Annotated in this window: 22 protein-coding genes; 6 read left to right on the top strand and 16 right to left on the bottom strand. The window is 49.3% G+C overall.

Going from position 1 to position 18,657, the window contains the following annotated elements; all coding sequences use genetic code 11:
• Nucleotides 1-10: 10 nt before the first annotated feature.
• Complete coding sequence (locus tag H7F31_RS18010; RefSeq protein WP_187099901.1) at nt 11-223, top strand: hypothetical protein; 213 nt, start codon at nt 11-13, stop codon at nt 221-223.
• A gap of 8 nt (nt 224-231) precedes the next feature.
• Here H7F31_RS18010 and terL read toward each other — a convergent pair whose 3' ends face one another.
• Complete coding sequence (terL, locus tag H7F31_RS18005; RefSeq protein ID WP_261800037.1) at nt 232-1,920, bottom strand: phage terminase large subunit; 1,689 nt, start codon at nt 1,918-1,920, stop codon at nt 232-234.
• Nucleotides 1,921-2,231: 311 nt separating this feature from the next.
• Between terL and H7F31_RS18000 the strand changes: the two genes are divergently transcribed.
• A complete protein-coding gene (locus H7F31_RS18000; RefSeq protein WP_187099900.1) occupies nt 2,232-2,612 on the top strand; it encodes a hypothetical protein in 381 nt (126 codons plus the stop codon).
• A 406-nt stretch (nt 2,613-3,018) separates the two neighbouring features.
• On the opposite strand, the gene H7F31_RS17995 is transcribed toward H7F31_RS18000, so the two are convergent.
• From H7F31_RS17995 to H7F31_RS17935, 13 genes are all read right to left on the bottom strand, one after another.
• Nucleotides 3,019-3,420, bottom strand: coding sequence for a helix-turn-helix domain-containing protein (locus H7F31_RS17995; RefSeq protein WP_187099899.1), 402 nt, complete (start codon nt 3,418-3,420; stop codon nt 3,019-3,021).
• 427 nt (nt 3,421-3,847) lie between these two features.
• Entirely contained in the window at nt 3,848-4,753 is a 906-nt protein-coding gene (locus H7F31_RS17990; protein WP_187099898.1) for a helix-turn-helix domain-containing protein, read from the bottom strand.
• A gap of 183 nt (nt 4,754-4,936) precedes the next feature.
• Nucleotides 4,937-5,434 (bottom strand): hypothetical protein, encoded by a 498-nt coding sequence (locus H7F31_RS17985; RefSeq protein WP_187099897.1) that lies wholly within the window; start codon nt 5,432-5,434, stop codon nt 4,937-4,939.
• Between the two features lie 364 nt (nt 5,435-5,798).
• On the bottom strand, nt 5,799-8,357 hold the full coding sequence (locus H7F31_RS17980; protein ID WP_222622713.1) for a hypothetical protein: 2,559 nt from the start codon (nt 8,355-8,357) through the stop codon (nt 5,799-5,801).
• Nucleotides 8,354-8,686: a hypothetical protein gene (locus tag H7F31_RS17975; protein ID WP_187099896.1), complete on the bottom strand. Its 333-nt coding sequence runs from the start codon at nt 8,684-8,686 to the stop codon at nt 8,354-8,356. Before H7F31_RS17975 ends, H7F31_RS17980 begins: the two co-directional genes overlap by 4 nt.
• Before the next feature lie 86 nt (nt 8,687-8,772).
• Complete coding sequence (locus H7F31_RS17970) at nt 8,773-9,645, bottom strand: phage antirepressor KilAC domain-containing protein (protein WP_187099895.1); 873 nt, start codon at nt 9,643-9,645, stop codon at nt 8,773-8,775.
• Nucleotides 9,646-9,706: 61 nt separating this feature from the next.
• Nucleotides 9,707-10,186, bottom strand: a complete 480-nt coding sequence (locus tag H7F31_RS17965) for a hypothetical protein (protein ID WP_187099894.1) — start codon at nt 10,184-10,186, stop codon at nt 9,707-9,709.
• A 249-nt stretch (nt 10,187-10,435) separates the two neighbouring features.
• The gene (locus H7F31_RS17960) at nt 10,436-10,978 is read right to left on the bottom strand and encodes a DUF4241 domain-containing protein (RefSeq protein WP_187099893.1); all 543 of its coding nucleotides are present in this window, start codon (nt 10,976-10,978) and stop codon (nt 10,436-10,438) included.
• Nucleotides 10,979-11,400: 422 nt separating this feature from the next.
• Nucleotides 11,401-11,733: a hypothetical protein gene (locus H7F31_RS17955; protein WP_187099892.1), complete on the bottom strand. Its 333-nt coding sequence runs from the start codon at nt 11,731-11,733 to the stop codon at nt 11,401-11,403.
• A gap of 21 nt (nt 11,734-11,754) precedes the next feature.
• Entirely contained in the window at nt 11,755-12,054 is a 300-nt protein-coding gene (locus tag H7F31_RS17950; protein ID WP_187099891.1) for a hypothetical protein, read from the bottom strand.
• 334 nt (nt 12,055-12,388) lie between these two features.
• Nucleotides 12,389-12,727 (bottom strand): hypothetical protein, encoded by a 339-nt coding sequence (locus H7F31_RS17945; RefSeq protein WP_187099890.1) that lies wholly within the window; start codon nt 12,725-12,727, stop codon nt 12,389-12,391.
• On the bottom strand, nt 12,724-12,957 hold the full coding sequence (locus H7F31_RS17940) for a hypothetical protein (RefSeq protein ID WP_187099889.1): 234 nt from the start codon (nt 12,955-12,957) through the stop codon (nt 12,724-12,726). The genes H7F31_RS17945 and H7F31_RS17940 overlap by 4 nt, the downstream gene beginning before the upstream one ends.
• Complete coding sequence (locus tag H7F31_RS17935; protein WP_187099888.1) at nt 12,954-13,100, bottom strand: hypothetical protein; 147 nt, start codon at nt 13,098-13,100, stop codon at nt 12,954-12,956. Before H7F31_RS17935 ends, H7F31_RS17940 begins: the two co-directional genes overlap by 4 nt.
• Before the next feature lie 49 nt (nt 13,101-13,149).
• On the opposite strand from H7F31_RS17935, the gene H7F31_RS17930 reads away from it, so the two are divergent.
• The 4 genes from H7F31_RS17930 (at nt 13,150) to H7F31_RS17915 (ending at nt 16,699) form a co-directional block, all read left to right on the top strand.
• Complete coding sequence (locus H7F31_RS17930) at nt 13,150-13,323, top strand: hypothetical protein (RefSeq protein ID WP_187099887.1); 174 nt, start codon at nt 13,150-13,152, stop codon at nt 13,321-13,323.
• 189 nt (nt 13,324-13,512) lie between these two features.
• A complete protein-coding gene (locus tag H7F31_RS17925; RefSeq protein ID WP_187099886.1) occupies nt 13,513-13,833 on the top strand; it encodes a helix-turn-helix domain-containing protein in 321 nt (106 codons plus the stop codon).
• A 1,167-nt stretch (nt 13,834-15,000) separates the two neighbouring features.
• A complete protein-coding gene (locus H7F31_RS17920; protein WP_261800036.1) occupies nt 15,001-15,921 on the top strand; it encodes a tyrosine-type recombinase/integrase in 921 nt (306 codons plus the stop codon).
• Between the two features lie 574 nt (nt 15,922-16,495).
• On the top strand, nt 16,496-16,699 hold the full coding sequence (locus H7F31_RS17915) for a hypothetical protein (protein WP_187099884.1): 204 nt from the start codon (nt 16,496-16,498) through the stop codon (nt 16,697-16,699).
• On the opposite strand, the gene H7F31_RS17910 is transcribed toward H7F31_RS17915, so the two are convergent.
• On the bottom strand, nt 16,696-17,544 hold the full coding sequence (locus H7F31_RS17910) for an ATP-dependent DNA ligase (protein WP_187099883.1): 849 nt from the start codon (nt 17,542-17,544) through the stop codon (nt 16,696-16,698). The two genes, H7F31_RS17915 and H7F31_RS17910, sit on opposite strands and share 4 nt — an antisense overlap.
• 320 nt (nt 17,545-17,864) lie before the next feature.
• Complete coding sequence (locus tag H7F31_RS17905) at nt 17,865-18,638, bottom strand: tyrosine-type recombinase/integrase (protein WP_187099882.1); 774 nt, start codon at nt 18,636-18,638, stop codon at nt 17,865-17,867.
• Nucleotides 18,639-18,657 lie beyond the last annotated feature (19 nt).

Here is an 18,657-nt window from a genome sequence, read left to right as displayed (position 1 = left end):
AGGCGGTGTGTTGCCAAAAGTGCAAGTATTTGAAAGCGACATTGCAGGTTATTTCTTTTACAAAAGCCACAAGTCCGGTAAAACTACCAAATCGATGCTGTTGTCACTAGACGATCTTATAGAAAGACTTCACAAGAAGCAGGTAAGAAGTGTTATAGTTCAAGATGATGCTTTGGCTATGGCTATAGGGTTAAGCGGAATTAACGTCAATCGCAACAAATAACCTGACCTCTACCGATAAAACACCGCCGGCTTGCTTCGTACTTTCTTCCGGCTAGTCTTCGATATGCTTACGGCCATCTCCAGCGCATCGATCACGTCGTCATGCGATCCGGTCCCGTACATCTCGAATTGCTCGAGCAATAACGAATGCCGCCGAGAAAACTGAATAGCCCCGGACTCAATGTCGGGGGCTAACGCTTCAATACGTAACTCTTTACGCGAACGCTGATATATCTCTTTGACGCGGGCTCTCGCGGGATAACCGGCGGCCGTGAGCGCTTGTTTCAGTTTTTGCACGAAGAATTCCTGGGCCGCCTGCGCTTCCGCCGCGATCCCAGCCGGCTGATATCGGACAACTTTATCGGTAATCGCCCGAAGGAATACGTCAGGATGTACCCGCTCGCCCCACGCATCGATAACGTAGGCCGTACCGGACTTCCTATTCCGAGCGACCGTAACGATAGCCGAGTAGTCTCCCCGCGTTTTCCCCATTGCAAAGTCAACGCCCATATATACGTCATATTCGGCCGACATGTAATCGACCTGCTTGCCGTCCCAATACGTAAACTTGTCCGGATGGAATACGGCTGACTCTTCGTCAATCGGATTGTTCATATACTCCGTGTTAAACGCCTTCGAACCGTTGTCCCACTTCCACTTAAACAATCGCCATAACGGCTGCGCTTCCGGCCACAATACGACGGCGCCTCGGTCCATTTCGGCTCGATTCGCTTCGTATAACGACTCGGCTTCCGCAACACGTTCCGCGACCGGTCGATCCGGATCTTTATATACGAGTCTGCACGCTTCCCATAAGTCCATCCGCTCCGGCCATTCGATGATCGCCCGGTAGACACGGTTCCGGAAGTCCGACCGCTCCTTTAAGATCCGGACGAGCAGTGCGTCATGGTGGACCGTTGTTCCCATGTATACGATCGCCGTCCGTTTACCTTTCGGATCGCCGAGCGGGATGACAACTTGCGAGAACCAATCGCGCATTTCCTGCCGTAACAGCTCCGTATTCGTGTTCCGCTTGTCTTCGAGGTCGTCGCATACGATTAGGTCGGGGCGTACGCCGTTCCAATTGCGGCCACGGAGCGCTTGTCCGGTCGATGCCGCCTCTATTCGCGCTAACGGCCGTTTTGTTCCGTCAGGCTGCGGTTCGGACGCGATAAACTCCGCTGAATTATCTTTGACATTTTCCTGCTGCTTAACGGAGAGCAACGGGCCGAAGTCGCGCCGGAGCTTTTCGTTGTGCTTCAATTGCGTCGCGATCCAATCGAGGTTACCCGAGGAAACGGTAGGCGTCTCCGATATGAGAATCGTATACTTCCGTTTGCGGTAGCATATTTCCCGGAGTGGAAATGCCTTCGACAGATACGTTGACTTGGCGTGCGACCGCGGAGCCGCTACCGCTATTTTCGCGTTGACTTCGTTGTTGGATACGTCGTCCATAATATCAGCGATCTCGCGGTGAAACTCCGGCATATCATCAACGCTAACCGCGTCAAATCCGTCCCAATTACCGATATTTCCAGGATTACCGTATTCCGAGAAGTATTCGAGCGCAAACGTTAATAAGTCGTCTTCGGCCCGGTTGATCCGGTCGAGCCGTTCGTACACTGCGGCGGCCGCGTCTAGCTCACGTAGGATATCGTCAGGCAGCGAATCAATATCCGCATCGGCCGCCGATTCCATTAACGCCGTGTATTCCGCTAGTTTAGTATCGCGATCCTGGCGTGTGAGCCAACGTGAGTCGGCGTGTGACCATGCGATATTGATTCGCCTCCTTTCAGCCTTACGGCCATTGCGATATTGATCGTAAATTTCACGTCAAATAACCGCCTCACTACGTAAGTGGACGGCCTTGCAGGCGGTAAGCCCGGATTATACTCCGGATATGCTTGCGTCCGTCTGAGAGGATTTTAGACGGCTTATATTATGAGTTAACGAATCGAAGACGAATGAACGATATACTTAGGTATAGACAGCTACTTGGGAGGAATAGAATGAGATTCTTTCGAGATATCTTACAAGATTTCAATAACGCGAATGGCACTGGCAAGCTAGCGATAATAAGTAATATATTAACCGTTATAACCGTGGTAACCGGTCTACTATTTACCCCTACTGTATTGTCTTTAATTTACAACGTCAGTATCTCCGGCTACTACGGTGCTGTAATGGCAACAACGGCTAGCTTAGCAACGATATTGTCATTCTTCATGCTCGCAGTATTTATCAATCAAATTGTTCGTTGGATAGCCCCAAATATTAGAACTACGTTTTGGTGGTTGTGGGTAATGACAATTCAAGTCTTACTTTGGGGTACCGGGATTGCTTTCCTGCCTGGCGTCATTATTACATATTACAAAGCTATCATTTGGTAGTCTCAAACGATAATTTTGATATGTTGATTTTTCTGTCGCCTAAAGCGGCCTCCTGCGGTCGGTGCCTTGGGGTCAATGCTTTAACGCATTAACGCAACCTACATATGCGCAAAATCCGAATTTTGACTAATAGTCTAGGACGTTCCCAAATCGCCGATAACCCGCATGGTTACGCCATTCTTGACGTTATCGCCCGTTCGCTGAACGTCAGCCGAGCCGCTAATATGGCCGAAATTTGCACTATTTTACGTATCCCATCGCTGGATTTCGGCATATTCGCGCCGCATTCGAAAATTTCTCGGCAGGCGTCCGTCAGAGGTCCGTTGCAAGTAATCCGCCCCATTCCACACGGATTCACAACGTTACCTTACGTTCCCTCTACGTATCCCTACATCTAATAACGTTCCTATTCCGTATCATCTCCGCTGCTGTGACCCGCTGCCTTCAACGCCATCAACCGTTGCTTCAATGCTTCCACATCGGTACCTTCGCTCTCACGCGTCTCCACCTCGACCTTATCCGTCAACATTCCGCTGACTTGTAGCGCAAGCTTCGCCATCGCTGCGTTCCGATCCGTAATTGCTATATCCGTTAACGATTCGATCAGCTCCGGTAATCGCTCCGTGTTCTTCCGTACCATCTCACGCTTTAGTTCGCGTTGGAACGTTTCGTTCTTACGCCAGTTAGCGATCGTATTCGGATGAACACCGCATATAGCCGCAATCTCTTCGTATGTCTTACCGCCTCTTCTCGGTAACGATAGCCATTCGATCGCTACGAGTTGATCCGCGCTTAATTGTTTCGTCATTTATTACGTCAACCTCCGTTCCTATTACGTTTGTCCGCGTACAATCAATGTGATTGACCATGGACATACAAGATGAGGGGACCCTCTTGGCTACGCCAATTCACCCCTTGTCGTGGAAAAGGACCCACGCCAAGAATAGTCATTGCCTTACTTGTCCCGGCCTCTTTCGGTTTTAAAAGAGGACGGTAATGTTGTATGACCCCGCCCTGCTCGCCGACAACTCGAACCGAGTTAACGTGAGCTTACTGTAATACCGCTACAACATAGGAACCGCAGCGTTCCGTCCTTCTCTAAGAATAAGAGGACGAATTACACGAAAACGCCGAAAAGCCGCGCCGTTATTGGGACGAAGCGACTTTCCAACTATGCAGTATATAAGACGGAATATCCGTTTGCTATGCAGTATATAAGATGAAATCCGTACGACCTAGTACGGAAGTGCCTTCGTATCTATCTCGATTTCTCCAGCGTCACCTGTTACGGAAGCGCGCGCAGCTTGGCGAAACTCCTGACGGACAAACTCCGTGTAATCGTCGTATTCCTTTCGCGGTCTTTTCCGGAACATAACGTCAGGATTCATCCGTATAATCCTCGCGCCGAACGCTTCCGATCGCATTACGAATCCGGCCCGTATCAACTCTTGCATGCCGCGACTTGCCGTGTCGTCGTCCACTCCTACTTCGGCCGCGAACCTATTTTGCGATAGGTGGAGGATATCCTCTGCTTTCCGAACGTTCGGATTACAACAAAGGTAGAGGTAGTGGTAGTGAATATACGGGATCATTTTATACAGTAGTCCGGCCGCCTGAATTGAGACGTTCGCTATATCTGCCCGCGTCTTCGTTTGATATACGCGTGTAAACGGGCCGGTCTCAACCGTCGAACCGATTGTATGGTAGCTTTCGTGAACGTTATATACGTTGCGCTTACCCGATCTCTCCGCCACCAGCACGCCAAACCTCGCCAAATTTCCTACTAGTTCTACGGTCCAACGCCGCGACTTACCGATCGCCTTCATTATCTCGTCGATTCCCATCCGGCGCTTCCCGTCCATTAACTCGCCGGCTCTGTCGAACCTCATGTACGGAATCAGCTTCATAATGACGCCAATCTCGTTAAGCGTTAAAATTTCGTTTAGCTTTCGTATCGGTTCGTGATAGGAAACGACATAGCTTCGGCCGCTTCCGGCGTTGTCGATCACCTTTTGGCGCCGACGAGACTCACGGATCGCATCTATCTCCTCGTGACTCATAACGCTATACTTCTGAGAATCGACAAGCATAAGGGATTCGCCTGTGTCCTCGTCATAGTACGTAGGGATATCGTAACTCATAGTCAGCGCACCTCCTTACGAGGCTTATCCGCGCCATACTCGTCCAGTGCCATCCTAACTGCGTCATTCTTCTCGAATAGCCAGAATCGGCCGCCGGATCTCTCGTTGACCCCAACGCAGATATAGCGTATACCCCTCGCGCGTAAGAACTGGTACATAGCCGGCGCGTAGCAGAACAGATACTTATCGCTCATCGATCGTTTCCCCCACTCCATATAGGTTAATCGTATGTGCCCACGGTTCCCACGGACGTTCCTCGCCGGATTCCGTTATGTATGACGCGTCGCCGAGCGTGACTACCCTCTGCAGCGAATCTAGCCGGCCGATTGTGTTGACGCTAAGTGGAATCATACGGGCGATTTCGCGAGCCTCTTTTTTGAATCTTGCGAAGACTAGCCGGTACTCGCGGAATGGCGTGGCGTAGCTGTACGCCTTTTTATCCTCCAGGCTTATACGCTTTGGCTGCGTGATATCGGTTAGCACGTCCGTAAATATACGGCGCACTTCGTCTTTATTTAAGTTGTAAACGTGCTTCGGATGCGTTTCTCGGCTAAGAAGGATGACCATTTTCTCGATGAAACGGCCGTAAGCTTCGTCCGTTAAGGAACGCATTAGTGGGAAATCTACAACGCGTTTAATAAACTCTTCCGTTCGCAAACAGAACTCTTGTCGTCTATCCACTCCAATATCGCCTCCATAATGATTTATCGCGTTTGCTTGTTCGTGCTTCGATCTTCTTTCGTTTGAATAACCGTGACGATTCCGTGCTTATCTACGGTATACTTCATGGCAATTCCTCCGCGGCCGATCGACTGGCTTGACATAGCCGATTTCGGGTGATAGTATATTATCAGGGGTAATATAACGTTTGTGGTAAAAAAGAAAAGCTCGCCTCTCTTTTGTGGTTATTTAGGTTTGCTTCTCTCCCTTCAATACGGATAAGTAGAAAAGCCGGAAACCCGCGCCACGTACGGATTCCCGGCGTTTTTGACGTTTAAACTCCCCGTATACTACCGCAAAAGCCCGTCCTATCGCGGATTACGTACTAACTCACGGCGACTACCGCTGCCCGTTCGCGACGTTTTTGAATCCGTTTCCTCTCCCTCGTTCGCACCATTTGACACGGATCGCATAGAGTCTGACGCTGTCTAACGAGCTGCGCACGATCCCCGCAATCAGCACATAGAATGAAGCCGTTATCGAGCCCATCTTCGATATTCCTCCGCAGATTTGCCACGATTACGTCACCGAAACTCGACCATAACGTCGTTTTGTAGCTGCTCGCTTTCTCTACGTATAAGTATTTTACGAGAACGTCCACGACATAATTCAAGTTGGAGTTCGTATCCAGGATTTGATTCCGAATGTTCATGTATACATACGGGATAGCCGCCTCTTCGTATTTTTTGAACGACTTCATAAATTTTCCCGTATCTAATTCCGTATACTTCGTGATAATCGCCTGCGCCTCGTCAGATTTAAGCGCTACCCGTTTATTCCGCATTAATGTCTGGTAGTTGAATTGTCCAAGATTGGCTGCGTTGAAGTTGATTCGGCGATTCGGGACAATCGTACTCAACCGATTCACGACTGACCGGTTAGTCGGCGCAACCTTCTCGACCTCCTTATCCTTCGCATATCGGAAGAAATGCGGTAACTTAGCGCTTTTAAACTCGCGAATCCTAACGTTTACAGCGTCCGGAACCTCGGGCTTGTACAACGTTTTGGCGTAGTCGATGACGAAGTTGTTTAAGCAGCACATAATCTTCACAGCGTCGAGATCGATGTTCTCGCTATTCCATATTTTCGATATGTTATTGCTCACCTCACCGATGTTTCCGCCAGTGTAGGCCGCTCGGAGTCCGTTAAAAATGCTCTCACCGCTGACAATTTCGGTCGTGGCCGACTTCATCTCGTAGTGTAGCGGTACGATCCCCGCCATGTTCCGTTCGGCCGCAGCGATCAGGGTCTCGTCTCGCATAACGAACGCTTTGTCTCCGTCACAATCGAACATCAGGAGTTTACTAATAGCGTCATGGCAGCTCGTATACAGCCCGTGAGATTTGAACCAGCGGCGCGTATCGTCCGTGATAACGTTGGTCCGGACGGCGTGTTCTCGGTATAAGTGCGGGCTCCGGAGGCAGTCCAGTTTCGTCTCGGCCGCGTATACATTGCAGGATACTTGTCCGTCTGCGAGCAGCCCCTTCGGTCGTTTATCGCCTAAGAAAAGCCACTCGCAGAACGCGTACAGATCCGGAACGATGTAAGTAAATATGCCATCGATTTTGAACTTACCGGATCGCGCCTTCTTCACGATACTTCGCTTGACGTCCATTAGCCTCTGTCGACTGTACTCGTCCGCCAGCAACTCGGGGTATATTTGGAGTGCTTGTTGGTAGTAGTCCTTGTTTTGATTCGCTACTGTCACACCCATTACGTTAAGCATGGTATCACGGTCGCTGCCTATTTTAACGATATCCTGCGCCGTTTCCGCGGTCAACCTCCGCAGTTCCTCGTCGGATAGGTCTGGTAGCGTCTGCAGCATTTGATAATTCATTTCTGCCTGCGCAAAGTTATCGGGCTCCTCATCACGCTTGGCGGCTTGGCACCCGTGTTCTTTGAAGCAGCCGACGTAATGCTGCCAGCTCTCATAGAACTTCCACATTTTGAACTGGCTCCGTGTAAATATGACCTCGATATCGTCGCGCACGATGTCCCATTCTTTGCCGTAAATGTCCGTTACGACTTGCCCGCCGCGCTCTTTCGCGAACTTATCGAACGGAAACGGAACGAGTAGTCCCTTAATCCACGGCATCCGTACCATGAAGCTCTTCCGGCTTTTACGTGGTAGAATCATACCGCAGCCGTCCGTATGGTTAATCGTTACCGGCATAACCTTCCGCGTGATATCGAACGTCTCGCCGTCGATATATTCAACGAGCGTTTCGACCGGAAACTCCATATCATCGACCACGATCGCCCGATCGATCCTGAAGTTCCGCCATGGTTCCGTAGCCGAATTTGCCAACGCGAGATAGGCGAGGAGCTTATTCGTATTCGTACCGCCTCGCGCGTTGATGGCGTCGATACTAAGGCCGGCCGTTAGCGTATTTTCGTGCTTGATCCACGCCTCCTCGCGGATAAATACCGTCTTCTTCTCTCGGATTTGCCCGGAGCCGGCAGTGAAGCAGACGTACTTAACGCCATCGTACGTAAATCCATTGATAATTAGCGATCGGAGGACGTTTTGGAAGTACGTTTCGACTATGATTAGGTCCTTCGTAACCGTACCAGGCGCCACGCCGAGCGTCCGGGTTAACGTCGATTCGAATAGCGATATGATCGCTTTGTCGCTCATCCGGTCAGCGCGGAGAGCCCGGACGCCGGCAAACGTGTCGATACTCGCGCGCAAGGCCATATCCGCTTCCTTGATTCGCTCGCGTAAGGCCCGCGCTTCCTCCGCTCCCGACGCATCGAGTTCGTCCTTCTCTCGTTTTAGCTTCCGAATTTCCGCCTCTAGAGTTGCTTCTTCATCCGTATAGAAGGCGGACGTGTCAACGTTATACACGTATACTTGCTTCGTAAGATACCGCGGGCTTCTCATTCGCACGTCTCCCCTTCCGTAACGATTTCAGTAAGTTCCGATACAATCCGCTCGAATATTATCTCGGCGGCCGTTTGCGTAGACTCCTCGTAATAGGTTACCGGCGCGTCGACGTCTTGACTGGCCGACCACGTTTCGACCCGGAATAGTTTCGTGCGCTCGCGGTACTTGTTCGTCTGCAGCAGGACGATACGATAATCGCCAACCGCTTCCTCGCGGCGCAGGAACGTCTCGTCGTCCCGATCGAATTGAGCGCGCGGCGCCCGGTAATATCGCGGAGCTGCGTCAAACCGGCGTTTCCATGCGAGCTGATTCCATCCATTACCCATACGCAAATTCCTCCCCGTTTTCGGATATAAGAAGGACGGCCGTTTGCCTACGACAGCCGTCCATGTTACGTTATCTAACGCGGTAATTAACTGGCCCTGCGGCGTGCTGGCCGTTTCCGTTGCTTACGTGTAGCCTCTTCCTTCCGCAATCGTTCTATATACGCTTCGCCGGTGCTGTCCGGACCGAGTGACGGGCGAATACCTTTGCGAGTCAATAGTTGGTGAATGAAGAGGCGTCCCGCCTGCGTCCACTTCGTATTGACATACGAGAATCCGTTATCGGCTAAGCCCGTGTGAGAGTCCGTAAATCCTTGCGATTGGTATTTCGCGGTCAACAGCCATTGTTTGTTACGTCGGAACTGTACGCCTTCGTGTTTCAGTATGAGGTTAAGGTCCTGCGCAATGATGGCGTAGTCCTTCGCAATCTGCGAAACGTTGACCGTTCCCTCCGACGCGAGAATTTGGTCGTGATATTCAACCTTCGGCGCCTGTTCGGTAATAACGGCGGCCTGGCGTTCGGTTTCGAGTTGCAGCCGTTCCTTCTCCGCGCGCTCCGTTTTGAGCTGCGTCGCTAACTGAATGAGTGTATCCGGATTGAGCAGCGCTTCCTCGATCTTCTCTGGCGTCAGATATCCGCCATGCTTTCGAATCGCGGGCAGGATCTCGTCGGCTACTTTCGCCTGGAACGTTTCGGCGACAGCGTTTCGGGCTTTCATCGCTAGGCGGTAGAAGACGTTTTCCGGGATGAACGTGGGTAACTCATTTTCGGAATTTGAAATTCCGAAAGAGGCTAACCATGCCTTCAATTGCTGTCGATTAACCCTCTCGTACTCTACCCCGTCTTTCCTATCGATCTTGACGATTCCAAGTCCTGCCGCAACGTCTTCGAGGTTCAACTGCGCTGTACCCGTTTCGTCCACATAACCACGTACTCCGCTAATCGTCAGTAAATTGTCCAATCGTCATTCCCCCTATATTATTTATTATCTATGTGAAGCGCCAGTATTGGCACGTAGTTGTCTAAGCGTCGTCTAGCGTCGAGTATAGGTCGAGCATGTACGACGAAAACCAGTAGTCGTCCGTAATCGCTAGTAATGCGTCCAACATTGTAATCGCCGGATAATGTGGGAAGTCTTCCCGTAAGTACTGGACGCGTTTGACCGCATACTCACGCATGTCCTTTACGAGTTGCACAAAAATGTCCGGAGAAGACTGCGCTTCAATGTAAATGTCGAAAATAACGGACTGATTGTCCTTGCTCTCCTCGATGTCCGCGGTCGTCGCGTCCTTGTACCATCTCCGGTATTTAATCCGCCAACGCTCCGCCAGTTCGTTCGTCGTGTAGCCTTTGATTTCCGGAACCGGTCGCGGCGCCACATAATCACGGAACAACATCGATCCGCATACGATGCAGCCTCTAGCTGGCGGACGTTGAACCTCGCCGCAGCTTTCGCATTCTTCCACGTACACGCCAGGCTTTAACGCTAGATGAACCGTCATATAATCGCTCCTCTTCGATTGGTTTTGTGTCACGTAAACTTCGCCCAAACGGTAGTATCTAAAGTCTCCCTCCCATTCCGCACGGCTTCACTAAAAATAGTCCCCATTAAACTATCCACCGCTAACCCCGCGCCCGCACATACCGCTATATTTCATTCCTTCCGTATTATTCGGATCGACTTTTGCTTCCGCACACTTTGCCGGAAAGCTACTGCCCGTCCAGCGCAAACACTTCGCACACTTTGCCGTCTACTCCACGCTCATATCGATTTCAACTCGAACGACTCGGCCGTCCCCATCGAATACCGCCCGCACCGGATACACGCCGTCACCATGTCCGGAGCTGAACGCGATCCCACGCTCGTCCATGATCGGACCGAAGCCCCGCCGCGATACTGACGCCTTGCAAGCCGAGTCAAAGTCGTTAGCCGGACCGTTGACTTCTGGCATGTACTCGCCGTGCTGCCAACGTTCGAGGTAACACGGATCGATAATCGCGAGTTGCCCGCTATCGACAGTGACTTCGCCGATTGGCCTCGACACGTAGCCGCGTTCCCGGATGTGCCGAAAATATAGCTGCGCGGCTCTCTCGATCAACTTGGACGCAAAGACGTTCTCGCCACGTTCATAGCGCCGCAGCATGTCCGTCGTCGTGCCAATCTCCTTAGCCAGGGCTGACGTCGTGATTCCGTAGCCGGTCCGCATCGCCGCGATGTAAACCCGCATCTCCTGCGTGCTGACGCTGGATGTTTCGTATTCGCGTTGCTGGATTGCGTTTTGAAGTGCGTTCATGTTACCGTCTCCTTTACAGCCTTTTCGGCTATGATTGAACTTTCGTCTATACCTATAGAACCGTTACTACAGGTCGTTTCGCACAATTTGCCTAGAGTGGTTTTTACAACTACTAGAGTAAGTACATGCTTTTGGCAAGTAGGTACCGGCTTTTTACGATATATGTGTCTATTTTGTGAACTCCGAATTATTACCCTACATTTTCTTAGTCGGATAAAACGGCGATTTCGCACATTTTAGTAAGAAGTTTTTTTCTTCTACTTACATAACTATACTTTCTCGCAAAGTTGGGACATTCGATCGAAATTATTTTCGAAACTTCTGAAACCACTCGTACATACGTTCGTATTACAGGGTATAAAACGGGGAAGAGACGCTACCAACGTCCCCTCCGTCAGCATCAACCGTTACCCAACGGCCCTTTAGGCGATAAGCCCGGCAAGCAATTCGTTCTTAGCCGGCCGACTTGGCAATATTCCCGCGACCCACATCGCAAAGGACAACGTCTCGGCCGGCGGCAAGCTCGCAACCCGGTCTGGCACATCGTCCGGAACGTCGATCTCGGTAATGTCGCCGACATTGTCGTAAAAACCCGGATCGGTCACCGATGGGGCGACGTTGAGAAAGAGTAGTTTACCGGTCCAAGGCGTGACAGCAATTTCAGGCGTTAGTAAGTAGCCGCGCTCGACAGTACGGTAGATTCCGCCCTCGACCATATGGTCTTCGAGGTAATAAACGACTTCTATTTGTTTCATTTCACGCACCTCCGTTTTTATTTAAACCGCAGCAGCTAACGCCGGTTTGCCCGCAACCCACAACGCGAAGTCTAACGCGGCAGCCGGCGGAATTGAAGCAATATCGAATTGATAATTCAGTGCGCAGATGTCCGCGAAAATGCCGCAATCTTCGTACATACCCGGTTCGCTGGCGGATGGCTTGACGTTCATGAAGTACATCGTATTAGTGCATGTTACCACGGCCACATCCGGAGCAATCAATGTCCCTTCCTCGACTGTCCGTTCCCGAACGGCTAAATCCGGTTCCTCGTAATATCCAATGATATGAACACGTTCCATCCCCGTAACTCCTCCTCGTTAGATAGTAAGACGCCCGGACAACGGTTGCAGCCGAAGCCGGACGTCAAGTCAATCGCCGATTCATACGTGCCAAATCCAACGCCAGTTGCCGCTGACGCCGCCGCATGAACCGCAAAAACCCTCGGAGCATTTGCAGCTACTCCTCAACACAACGTACCGGCTCGCCAAAGCCGGCGTAGAAACACATAGGAAAACTACCGCACGCCGGGCCCTGGCATACGAGGCTTTCCGCGACAAGGAAAGGTCTTTCCAGCTTTGGAAAAAGCTTTCCCCGTTTCGGCCGGTTGCCATCCGGCTCTTATTCAAGCGGAAATTATTCGAGATGGTACTTCACCAACTCTAGTTCGAAGTCGCAGCCGGATTGCATCAGCTTTTTCGTCAAGAAATCAAGCGCAGTCATTTCCTTCAGCTTGGCGGCCAGTTCGTGAATGACGATATCGCCGCGGGTCACGTTTTGCGCGAGGATGTATCCGCCGTATCGACCGGCTGTATACAAGTCCGGACACTGGTCGACCGCTTTGCATGACTCGATCCAGAGCGTTCCTTCCACGTCGATGTACATAAGGTTGAACTGGTCAATCAAAGTCGCGTCGTGCTGAACGTACTGCCCGTCAAACGGGCCGGCGATGTAGGTTACGCGTTTCAGCGTCATGCAAGCTGCCCCCTCTCCGCTTCGAGCCGGGCAAGGAATCCGTCACGATACGCAATCAACCGGCGGTAACGGGACGCAGGCGGAGCTTGTACCGTTCGACCCCGAAGGTAATCGAACCGGCGCGCCCCGTACTCGTTAGTCTTGCGTGTGTAGAATGCGATGCGTTCCGCGATCGGCTTTACGACGCCGCCAGTTTCGTAGTTGAAAATGCGGATGTTATAGCGGGTCATCGTGCGTTCCCTCCGATCATGGCACCGAACATAGAGCGCAGGAAATCGCCTACGACAAGCCCAAGAATGCGGGCGATATAGCGGCTTCGCGGCGTGCGAGCGGCGGTACGATTAGGCGTGTTGGACGAGACTAAGACTAACATTGGCGTCTACCTCCTTTCGTCCGGGGATTAAGCCCGTGAGCGCAGACAATTGGGCAGAGGTTACACGGATGGTTCCGAGAACGCGGCGGGCATCGATACCGGTCACGCTCCGGAAGAATGGCGGTTGTACGACAAAGCACGTCCAATTATCGGAATCGAGGATCGTGACGCGGAATACGTTGTTAATGAGTGCATAACGGAGACGGTGCGTGAGCTGACGTGAGGACAGCGTTGGTACGTTTGGCATGGGACAAAACCTCCTAATAGTGTATAAATATTTAGTAATGTTGAATTCAAAGTAAGTGTTTATGGACTTATAGTATAACATCAAGTTTTTCGCGTCAAGCCTTTTATTTATTTCCCAATCAACTTATGTTACTATAAGTCCATAAAGGCGTAGGAGGAGTCCACTTTGAGTCTAATACCTTCATATAGGCCACTAGAGGTTACCCTTGTAAATAAAAATAAACTCAAAAAGCACTTACGCGACGAGGCGAATATCTCGGGCACAACACTGGCTAAGATGTCGAACGGGGAGTTCGTCTCCCTCTCAGTAATTGCTCGTATATGCGAATATCTGGAGTGCAAAATACAAGATGTCGTGGAATTTACAACTGAAGAAGACGAGTCCGTCAAAACGCTAAAAGAGCGGTTAGACAGCTTATCGGAAGAAGAGTTCGAGGCTTTACAACGCATCTACGAGATGGTACACAATAAAAAAGCAAACAAGTAACAAGTAGACCGCCAGCCCGCCGAGGTTGCGCGGTTTTTTCAAGTTCAAAAATCACCGTAAAATAAGGGCCTCGTCCGTCTGCCCTACCGTTCCCCTTCCGAACGACACAAGACGCCGTAGAACGGATTTTACACGGCTTAACGCTAGACTTAAACGCAGAAAAGCCCGCCGACTATGGCGAGCTTATTCGTTGATTATGGTTTACGCTCTTTTTCTTTGAACTAATAAAGTCGATTTGTCTTTTGAGGAAGCAATCCTAAAGAATTTCTTTGCAAGGGTCTTAATTGGCTATGCAGTTTTGTACCTAATGTACCGTTTACCGATGGAAACGTTGGCATAGGTGGAGCAGGACGCCACGCAGAATTCATTAACGAGGACGCCTGCTGGGGTATATTAACTGATGCATATGCAACTACCTCTGTTACGAGAAGACTGTCGTTAGAATCGATAAAGGATTTTAGCATATTAAGTACTTGACTAGCGGTTTTACTGGTCTTCACCGCCCATAAAGATTGATGTATCTTCCTAACTTCCCCAAGCTTTTTAATTGCTCCTATAAGCAACAGGTAATCCGAACGTGTCTCAGGTGCATGTAAATCGTAACTAATATGTAGAACTCTCACGTCGCCACCCCTCCCTATTAGCAGTCACTCAATATGAGTGCTAATTTCATTATACTGGAATTTTTCCATTCACACAACTATATGTAGATTTATTTAATAATTCTAACCATATATATTGATAACGTTGAGTGATAGCATTAATTTATTCCGTGAATCTATACCATCAATTGAAGACTCAGCGGGTCTCCGCTGTTCATGACGTACATTTTTGCCATCGTATGCCTGAACGTATGGGAGATGCGCGATCAACTATACGATCATGCAGCTGAGTCAGTTAAGAAGTTTATTTGGGGATAATCGGAGGTCCGCCTTATGTATTGGTTAAATACGATCGTCCAACGATTACGGCAACGCTTCATTCCTCCTCCTGCTGGCAAATAAGCGATGTGGCGTTTTTTCGCCAAGCTTTCGTTATTTCTTAGTCATTAATTCGCGTTTTTTCCGTTTCACGCATTAAAGTACTAAAGTATTTTTATAAGATGCCGATAAATATATGAATACGGATTAAATGAAAAAATTCATTTCAATGATAAGGAGTTATTTAATGAACAACCTTACGTTTGAGGAAGCCGTTCAGCTTTTCATAAGAGATCGTAAATGTTCCAATCTAAGCTCCCACACACTTGATTTTTATAAACGCGAGCTATTGAAGTTGAGTAGAACCCTAGAAAAACAAGGACTGTCTACAGAGCCTTCAAAAATAACAGCCGGTTTGTTAAAAAAGAATGTAATATACTATCTACTCGAAGAAGAGGAGTTGAAAGCTTCGACGATTAACTGCTTACTGAGGGCAGCCAGGGCTTTATTTAATTTTCTATTTAATGAGAAGCTGATAGTTGATATAGAAAACCCCTTTGACAATGTCGGACTTTTAAAAAACAATAAGGCAATCGTTAACACATTTACTAATGAACAACTTTTCAAGTTGTTACAACAGCCCAACTTAAATACGTTTAGTGGTGTAAGAGACTATACGATGATTTTATTACTTTTAGAGACTGGTGTTCGTGTTAGGGAGCTGTGTGACATTAGTATTGACGACATCGACTGGGACGAAATGTCAGTAAAAATAAACGGGAAAGGTGCAAAGGAACGATTTGTATACTTCCAGGAAAAGATGAGGAACCAACTTGCTACTTACATTCAATCACGGGGAGAGATTCACCATAGAATACTCTTTATAAAACGTGGAAATCTACAACCAATCGATCGTCGTACTGTGCACGAACAGATACATATGTACGGTAAAAAGGCGGGAATTACTAACGTTCGCTGCTCGCCTCATACAATGCGACACACATTCGCACGGTTGAGTGTCCAGAATAAGGCGAATCTCTTTGCTCTTCAATCAATCCTTGGGCATAGTACGATGAACCAAGTTCTAACATATGTTAACTTGTTTAGCAGTGAGGTCCGAGACTCTCATAAGTCTTTTTCTCCGATCGAAAACTTACAATACGAATAGCTTTTTTGAACATTTTCTGGGAATGCAGAAACTCCACCGCAGCGGGTAAACCGATAAGGTGGCGGGCTTAGTGCACTATTAAAAACAGAGAGGTAAAATAAGTACACTAATCAGTACATTTTTCTCTTTTTATGTAGTATACTATCTGTAAACCTTTTCGTTGACAAAAGTATATACTTTTGAAACCGAGGGCCAAAGCGTTTATTTTTATTATACCTAGAAGATAGCCCGGTTATCTTGGCCGATGACGGGCTATTTTCTATTTATGAACAACGCAATGATTGCGACAATTAACGTCATTAACGAAACAATTAACCCAGCGGTCTGATAGATTATATTAACAACGTCTGTTATCCCCATAAGGCTCCTCTCTCTATGGCGCCTCGGTTAGGAACATTATACCATCAACTTGGTTAATATGTCTCGTTTCTGGAATATATCCTTTTAAAGATGTTTATGGGAATCTTATACGATTTTCAGATAGAACGCCCGTCGATTATGGCGGGCTTTCTCGTTGTCGGCGGCAGGATATATCCGGTAATATGCCGAATATTTTACGTTGAGGTGACGAATAATGTCGAAAAGGTACGCAGGATTCCGTACGCTAACGTCTCCGCTCCACTTCCATACGGCCGCGATCGACGGTACCGTTATACTCGCGTTCCAGGACGGTGAGTTAATCGGGTCAGGCCGGGTTAGTGACGTTGGTCCGGAGACGCTGCGAATCGGGAATGAGCGGTTTATTATCGCAAATTGTACGTTCGCCTACGCCGATTAGCTTACGAAATCAACGAACTCAGGCGTCCGTAACATGCCGCTCTTATAGTAATTCCGGAATCGGACGCGGGCCTTTATACGTGGCTCTACGTATACGAAGTTCCGGTCCTCGCCGGTTATTAACGAGCGGGCAACGTTGCGGAACGCCTTTTTATGCGTGGCTGGAACGGCGAACTCGATAACGCCCACCGGCCGCCCGTTCATATGCGCGAGCCATCCGAAGTCACCTTTTCGCCAGCCCGCGATATAGACGTCGGCGTATTCGTAATTGATGATCTTTAACCAGTTATCCGACCGGCGCCCGACGTATACGCTGTCCTTCCGTTTCGCTACGATACCCTCTAGCCGATGTGCCTTTATCGTCTCAAATAACGCCGCCCCTCCTCCCTTGACCGTTAGAACATTCGAATAGTACGGGTTTGACGTCAATACCTCCGCCAACAACGCCAGCCGGTCCGATAGCGGCCAGCTCCGGACGTCTATTCCGTTATGACGTAGAATATCGAACACGTAGTAATGAACGGGCGTTGCGATGGCTGCCGTGTCAATCCTCGCCTGCTTCGTCAACCGGAACCGTTCCATGACCGCCTCGAAATCGATCCATCCCGTATCATCCATTCGTGCGACTTCGCCGTCCAAAACGATATCCGTGCCAGCCGCAATCGGAACGTTGTGCAATTCTGGATATTGACGTGTGACATCGTTATTATGGCGCGTATATAAGCGTGTTACTCCGGCCGCGCGCGATAAAATGAGACGATGACCGTCAATCTTCGGTTGAAAGACGTATCGATCGTCGTCAAACGGTTCTTCGCGCTTTCCGAGTAACATCGGTTCGATGAACATAAAAACCACCTCTATACGATTATACCGTCGTAGGTAACCGTATTGAGGCGGTAGTTTATGGGATCAATATATGAGGCTTAACGTTTCCCTCCATGTTTCAGCGGCGAAATGAAGCAGCGGGCTGTTAAGAAAACGTTGACGATTCCGAAGTGGCTCGACGACTTAGCCGTAGAGAATAACGTTAACTTCTCGCGGATTTTACAGGACGGATTGAAGTCGAATCTCGGCGTAAATGAGCGCGACGATCAACGTAGTAAATAACGTAAAAAGCCCCGTATGGCGTCGGAGAGTTTTCCGGACATATCGGGGCTTTTTCATATTTATTCGTCCCCTAACGATTCAAGCGGACTATGGCGCGCATGTTTCTCGGCGATATCGTTCGAAAAAAGTGTAACGTAGTTTCTAACCATGTCTAACGAAGTATGTCCGAGAATTAATTGCAGCGAAAGCGGATCGCCTCCGTTCATAACGTATGTTTTTGCCATCGTGTGACGGAATGTGTGGGGTGATACCCTGACGCCGTTGATTCCGGCTCTGACGCCGTATTCCTGGATATTCTCCTGCATCGTACGAACCTTCATCGGAGTGTTGTCTATGTTGACGAACAGGAAATCGTGATCGAGTAATCCGCGGATCTCGACATATTGCCGTAGGTGTCCATCTAGCGTCTTCTGAAACGGTACGTACCGCTCCTTCCGTCCCTTGCCATATACCTTAATTCGCCGCTCACGCCAGTTGAGGTTGCTAATCGTGATACCCTCCGCCTCTGAAATACGAATTCCTGTCTCAAACAAAACCAGCATCAATACGTAGTCCCGATATCCGGTAAACTTCGATTTATCCGGCGCCCCGAACAGCGCTTTAAGCTGCGGCTTGCTGAACGTTTCGATAATCCGTTTCTCCGACTTTACTTTCACGACATTATCGAACGGGTTGTCAACTATGTACCCTTCCGTCGCCATAAAGTTGAAGTATGCCTTCCACCCACGTATGTATTTGTCGACAGTCGCATCCTTGGCTCCAGATTCACGCGTAGCCAACATGAAACTGTGAATATGGTCGTGGGTAACGTCGATCGGCCGTTCTATGCCCACCTTCGACATTTCCTTACGT

It is taken from the genome of Paenibacillus sp. PAMC21692, assembly GCF_014303795.1.
Classification (GTDB): Bacteria; Bacillota; Bacilli; order Paenibacillales; family Paenibacillaceae; genus Pristimantibacillus; species Pristimantibacillus agaridevorans.
The sequence above is the reverse complement of the archived record's forward strand: the minus strand, read 5'-3'. Positions and strand labels throughout refer to the sequence as shown.

What these genes read in the sequence shown, in the direction of transcription:
- terL (WP_261800037.1), bottom strand. Translation starts at nt 1,920, where the DNA reads ATGGAATCGGCGGCCGATGCGGATATTGATTCGCTGCCTGACGATATC.
- H7F31_RS18000 (WP_187099900.1), top strand. Translation starts at nt 2,232, where the DNA reads ATGAGATTCTTTCGAGATATCTTACAAGATTTCAATAACGCGAATGGC.
- H7F31_RS17995 (WP_187099899.1), bottom strand. Translation starts at nt 3,420, where the DNA reads ATGACGAAACAATTAAGCGCGGATCAACTCGTAGCGATCGAATGGCTA.
- H7F31_RS17990 (WP_187099898.1), bottom strand. Translation starts at nt 4,753, where the DNA reads ATGAGTTACGATATCCCTACGTACTATGACGAGGACACAGGCGAATCC.
- H7F31_RS17980 (WP_222622713.1), bottom strand. Translation starts at nt 8,357, where the DNA reads ATGAGAAGCCCGCGGTATCTTACGAAGCAAGTATACGTGTATAACGTT.
- H7F31_RS17975 (WP_187099896.1), bottom strand. Translation starts at nt 8,686, where the DNA reads ATGGGTAATGGATGGAATCAGCTCGCATGGAAACGCCGGTTTGACGCA.
- H7F31_RS17965 (WP_187099894.1), bottom strand. Translation starts at nt 10,186, where the DNA reads ATGACGGTTCATCTAGCGTTAAAGCCTGGCGTGTACGTGGAAGAATGC.
- H7F31_RS17960 (WP_187099893.1), bottom strand. Translation starts at nt 10,978, where the DNA reads ATGAACGCACTTCAAAACGCAATCCAGCAACGCGAATACGAAACATCC.
- H7F31_RS17955 (WP_187099892.1), bottom strand. Translation starts at nt 11,733, where the DNA reads ATGAAACAAATAGAAGTCGTTTATTACCTCGAAGACCATATGGTCGAG.
- H7F31_RS17950 (WP_187099891.1), bottom strand. Translation starts at nt 12,054, where the DNA reads ATGGAACGTGTTCATATCATTGGATATTACGAGGAACCGGATTTAGCC.
- H7F31_RS17945 (WP_187099890.1), bottom strand. Translation starts at nt 12,727, where the DNA reads ATGACGCTGAAACGCGTAACCTACATCGCCGGCCCGTTTGACGGGCAG.
- H7F31_RS17940 (WP_187099889.1), bottom strand. Translation starts at nt 12,957, where the DNA reads ATGACCCGCTATAACATCCGCATTTTCAACTACGAAACTGGCGGCGTC.
- H7F31_RS17935 (WP_187099888.1), bottom strand. Translation starts at nt 13,100, where the DNA reads ATGTTAGTCTTAGTCTCGTCCAACACGCCTAATCGTACCGCCGCTCGC.
- H7F31_RS17920 (WP_261800036.1), top strand. Translation starts at nt 15,001, where the DNA reads ATGAACAACCTTACGTTTGAGGAAGCCGTTCAGCTTTTCATAAGAGAT.
- H7F31_RS17915 (WP_187099884.1), top strand. Translation starts at nt 16,496, where the DNA reads ATGTCGAAAAGGTACGCAGGATTCCGTACGCTAACGTCTCCGCTCCAC.
- H7F31_RS17910 (WP_187099883.1), bottom strand. Translation starts at nt 17,544, where the DNA reads ATGTTCATCGAACCGATGTTACTCGGAAAGCGCGAAGAACCGTTTGAC.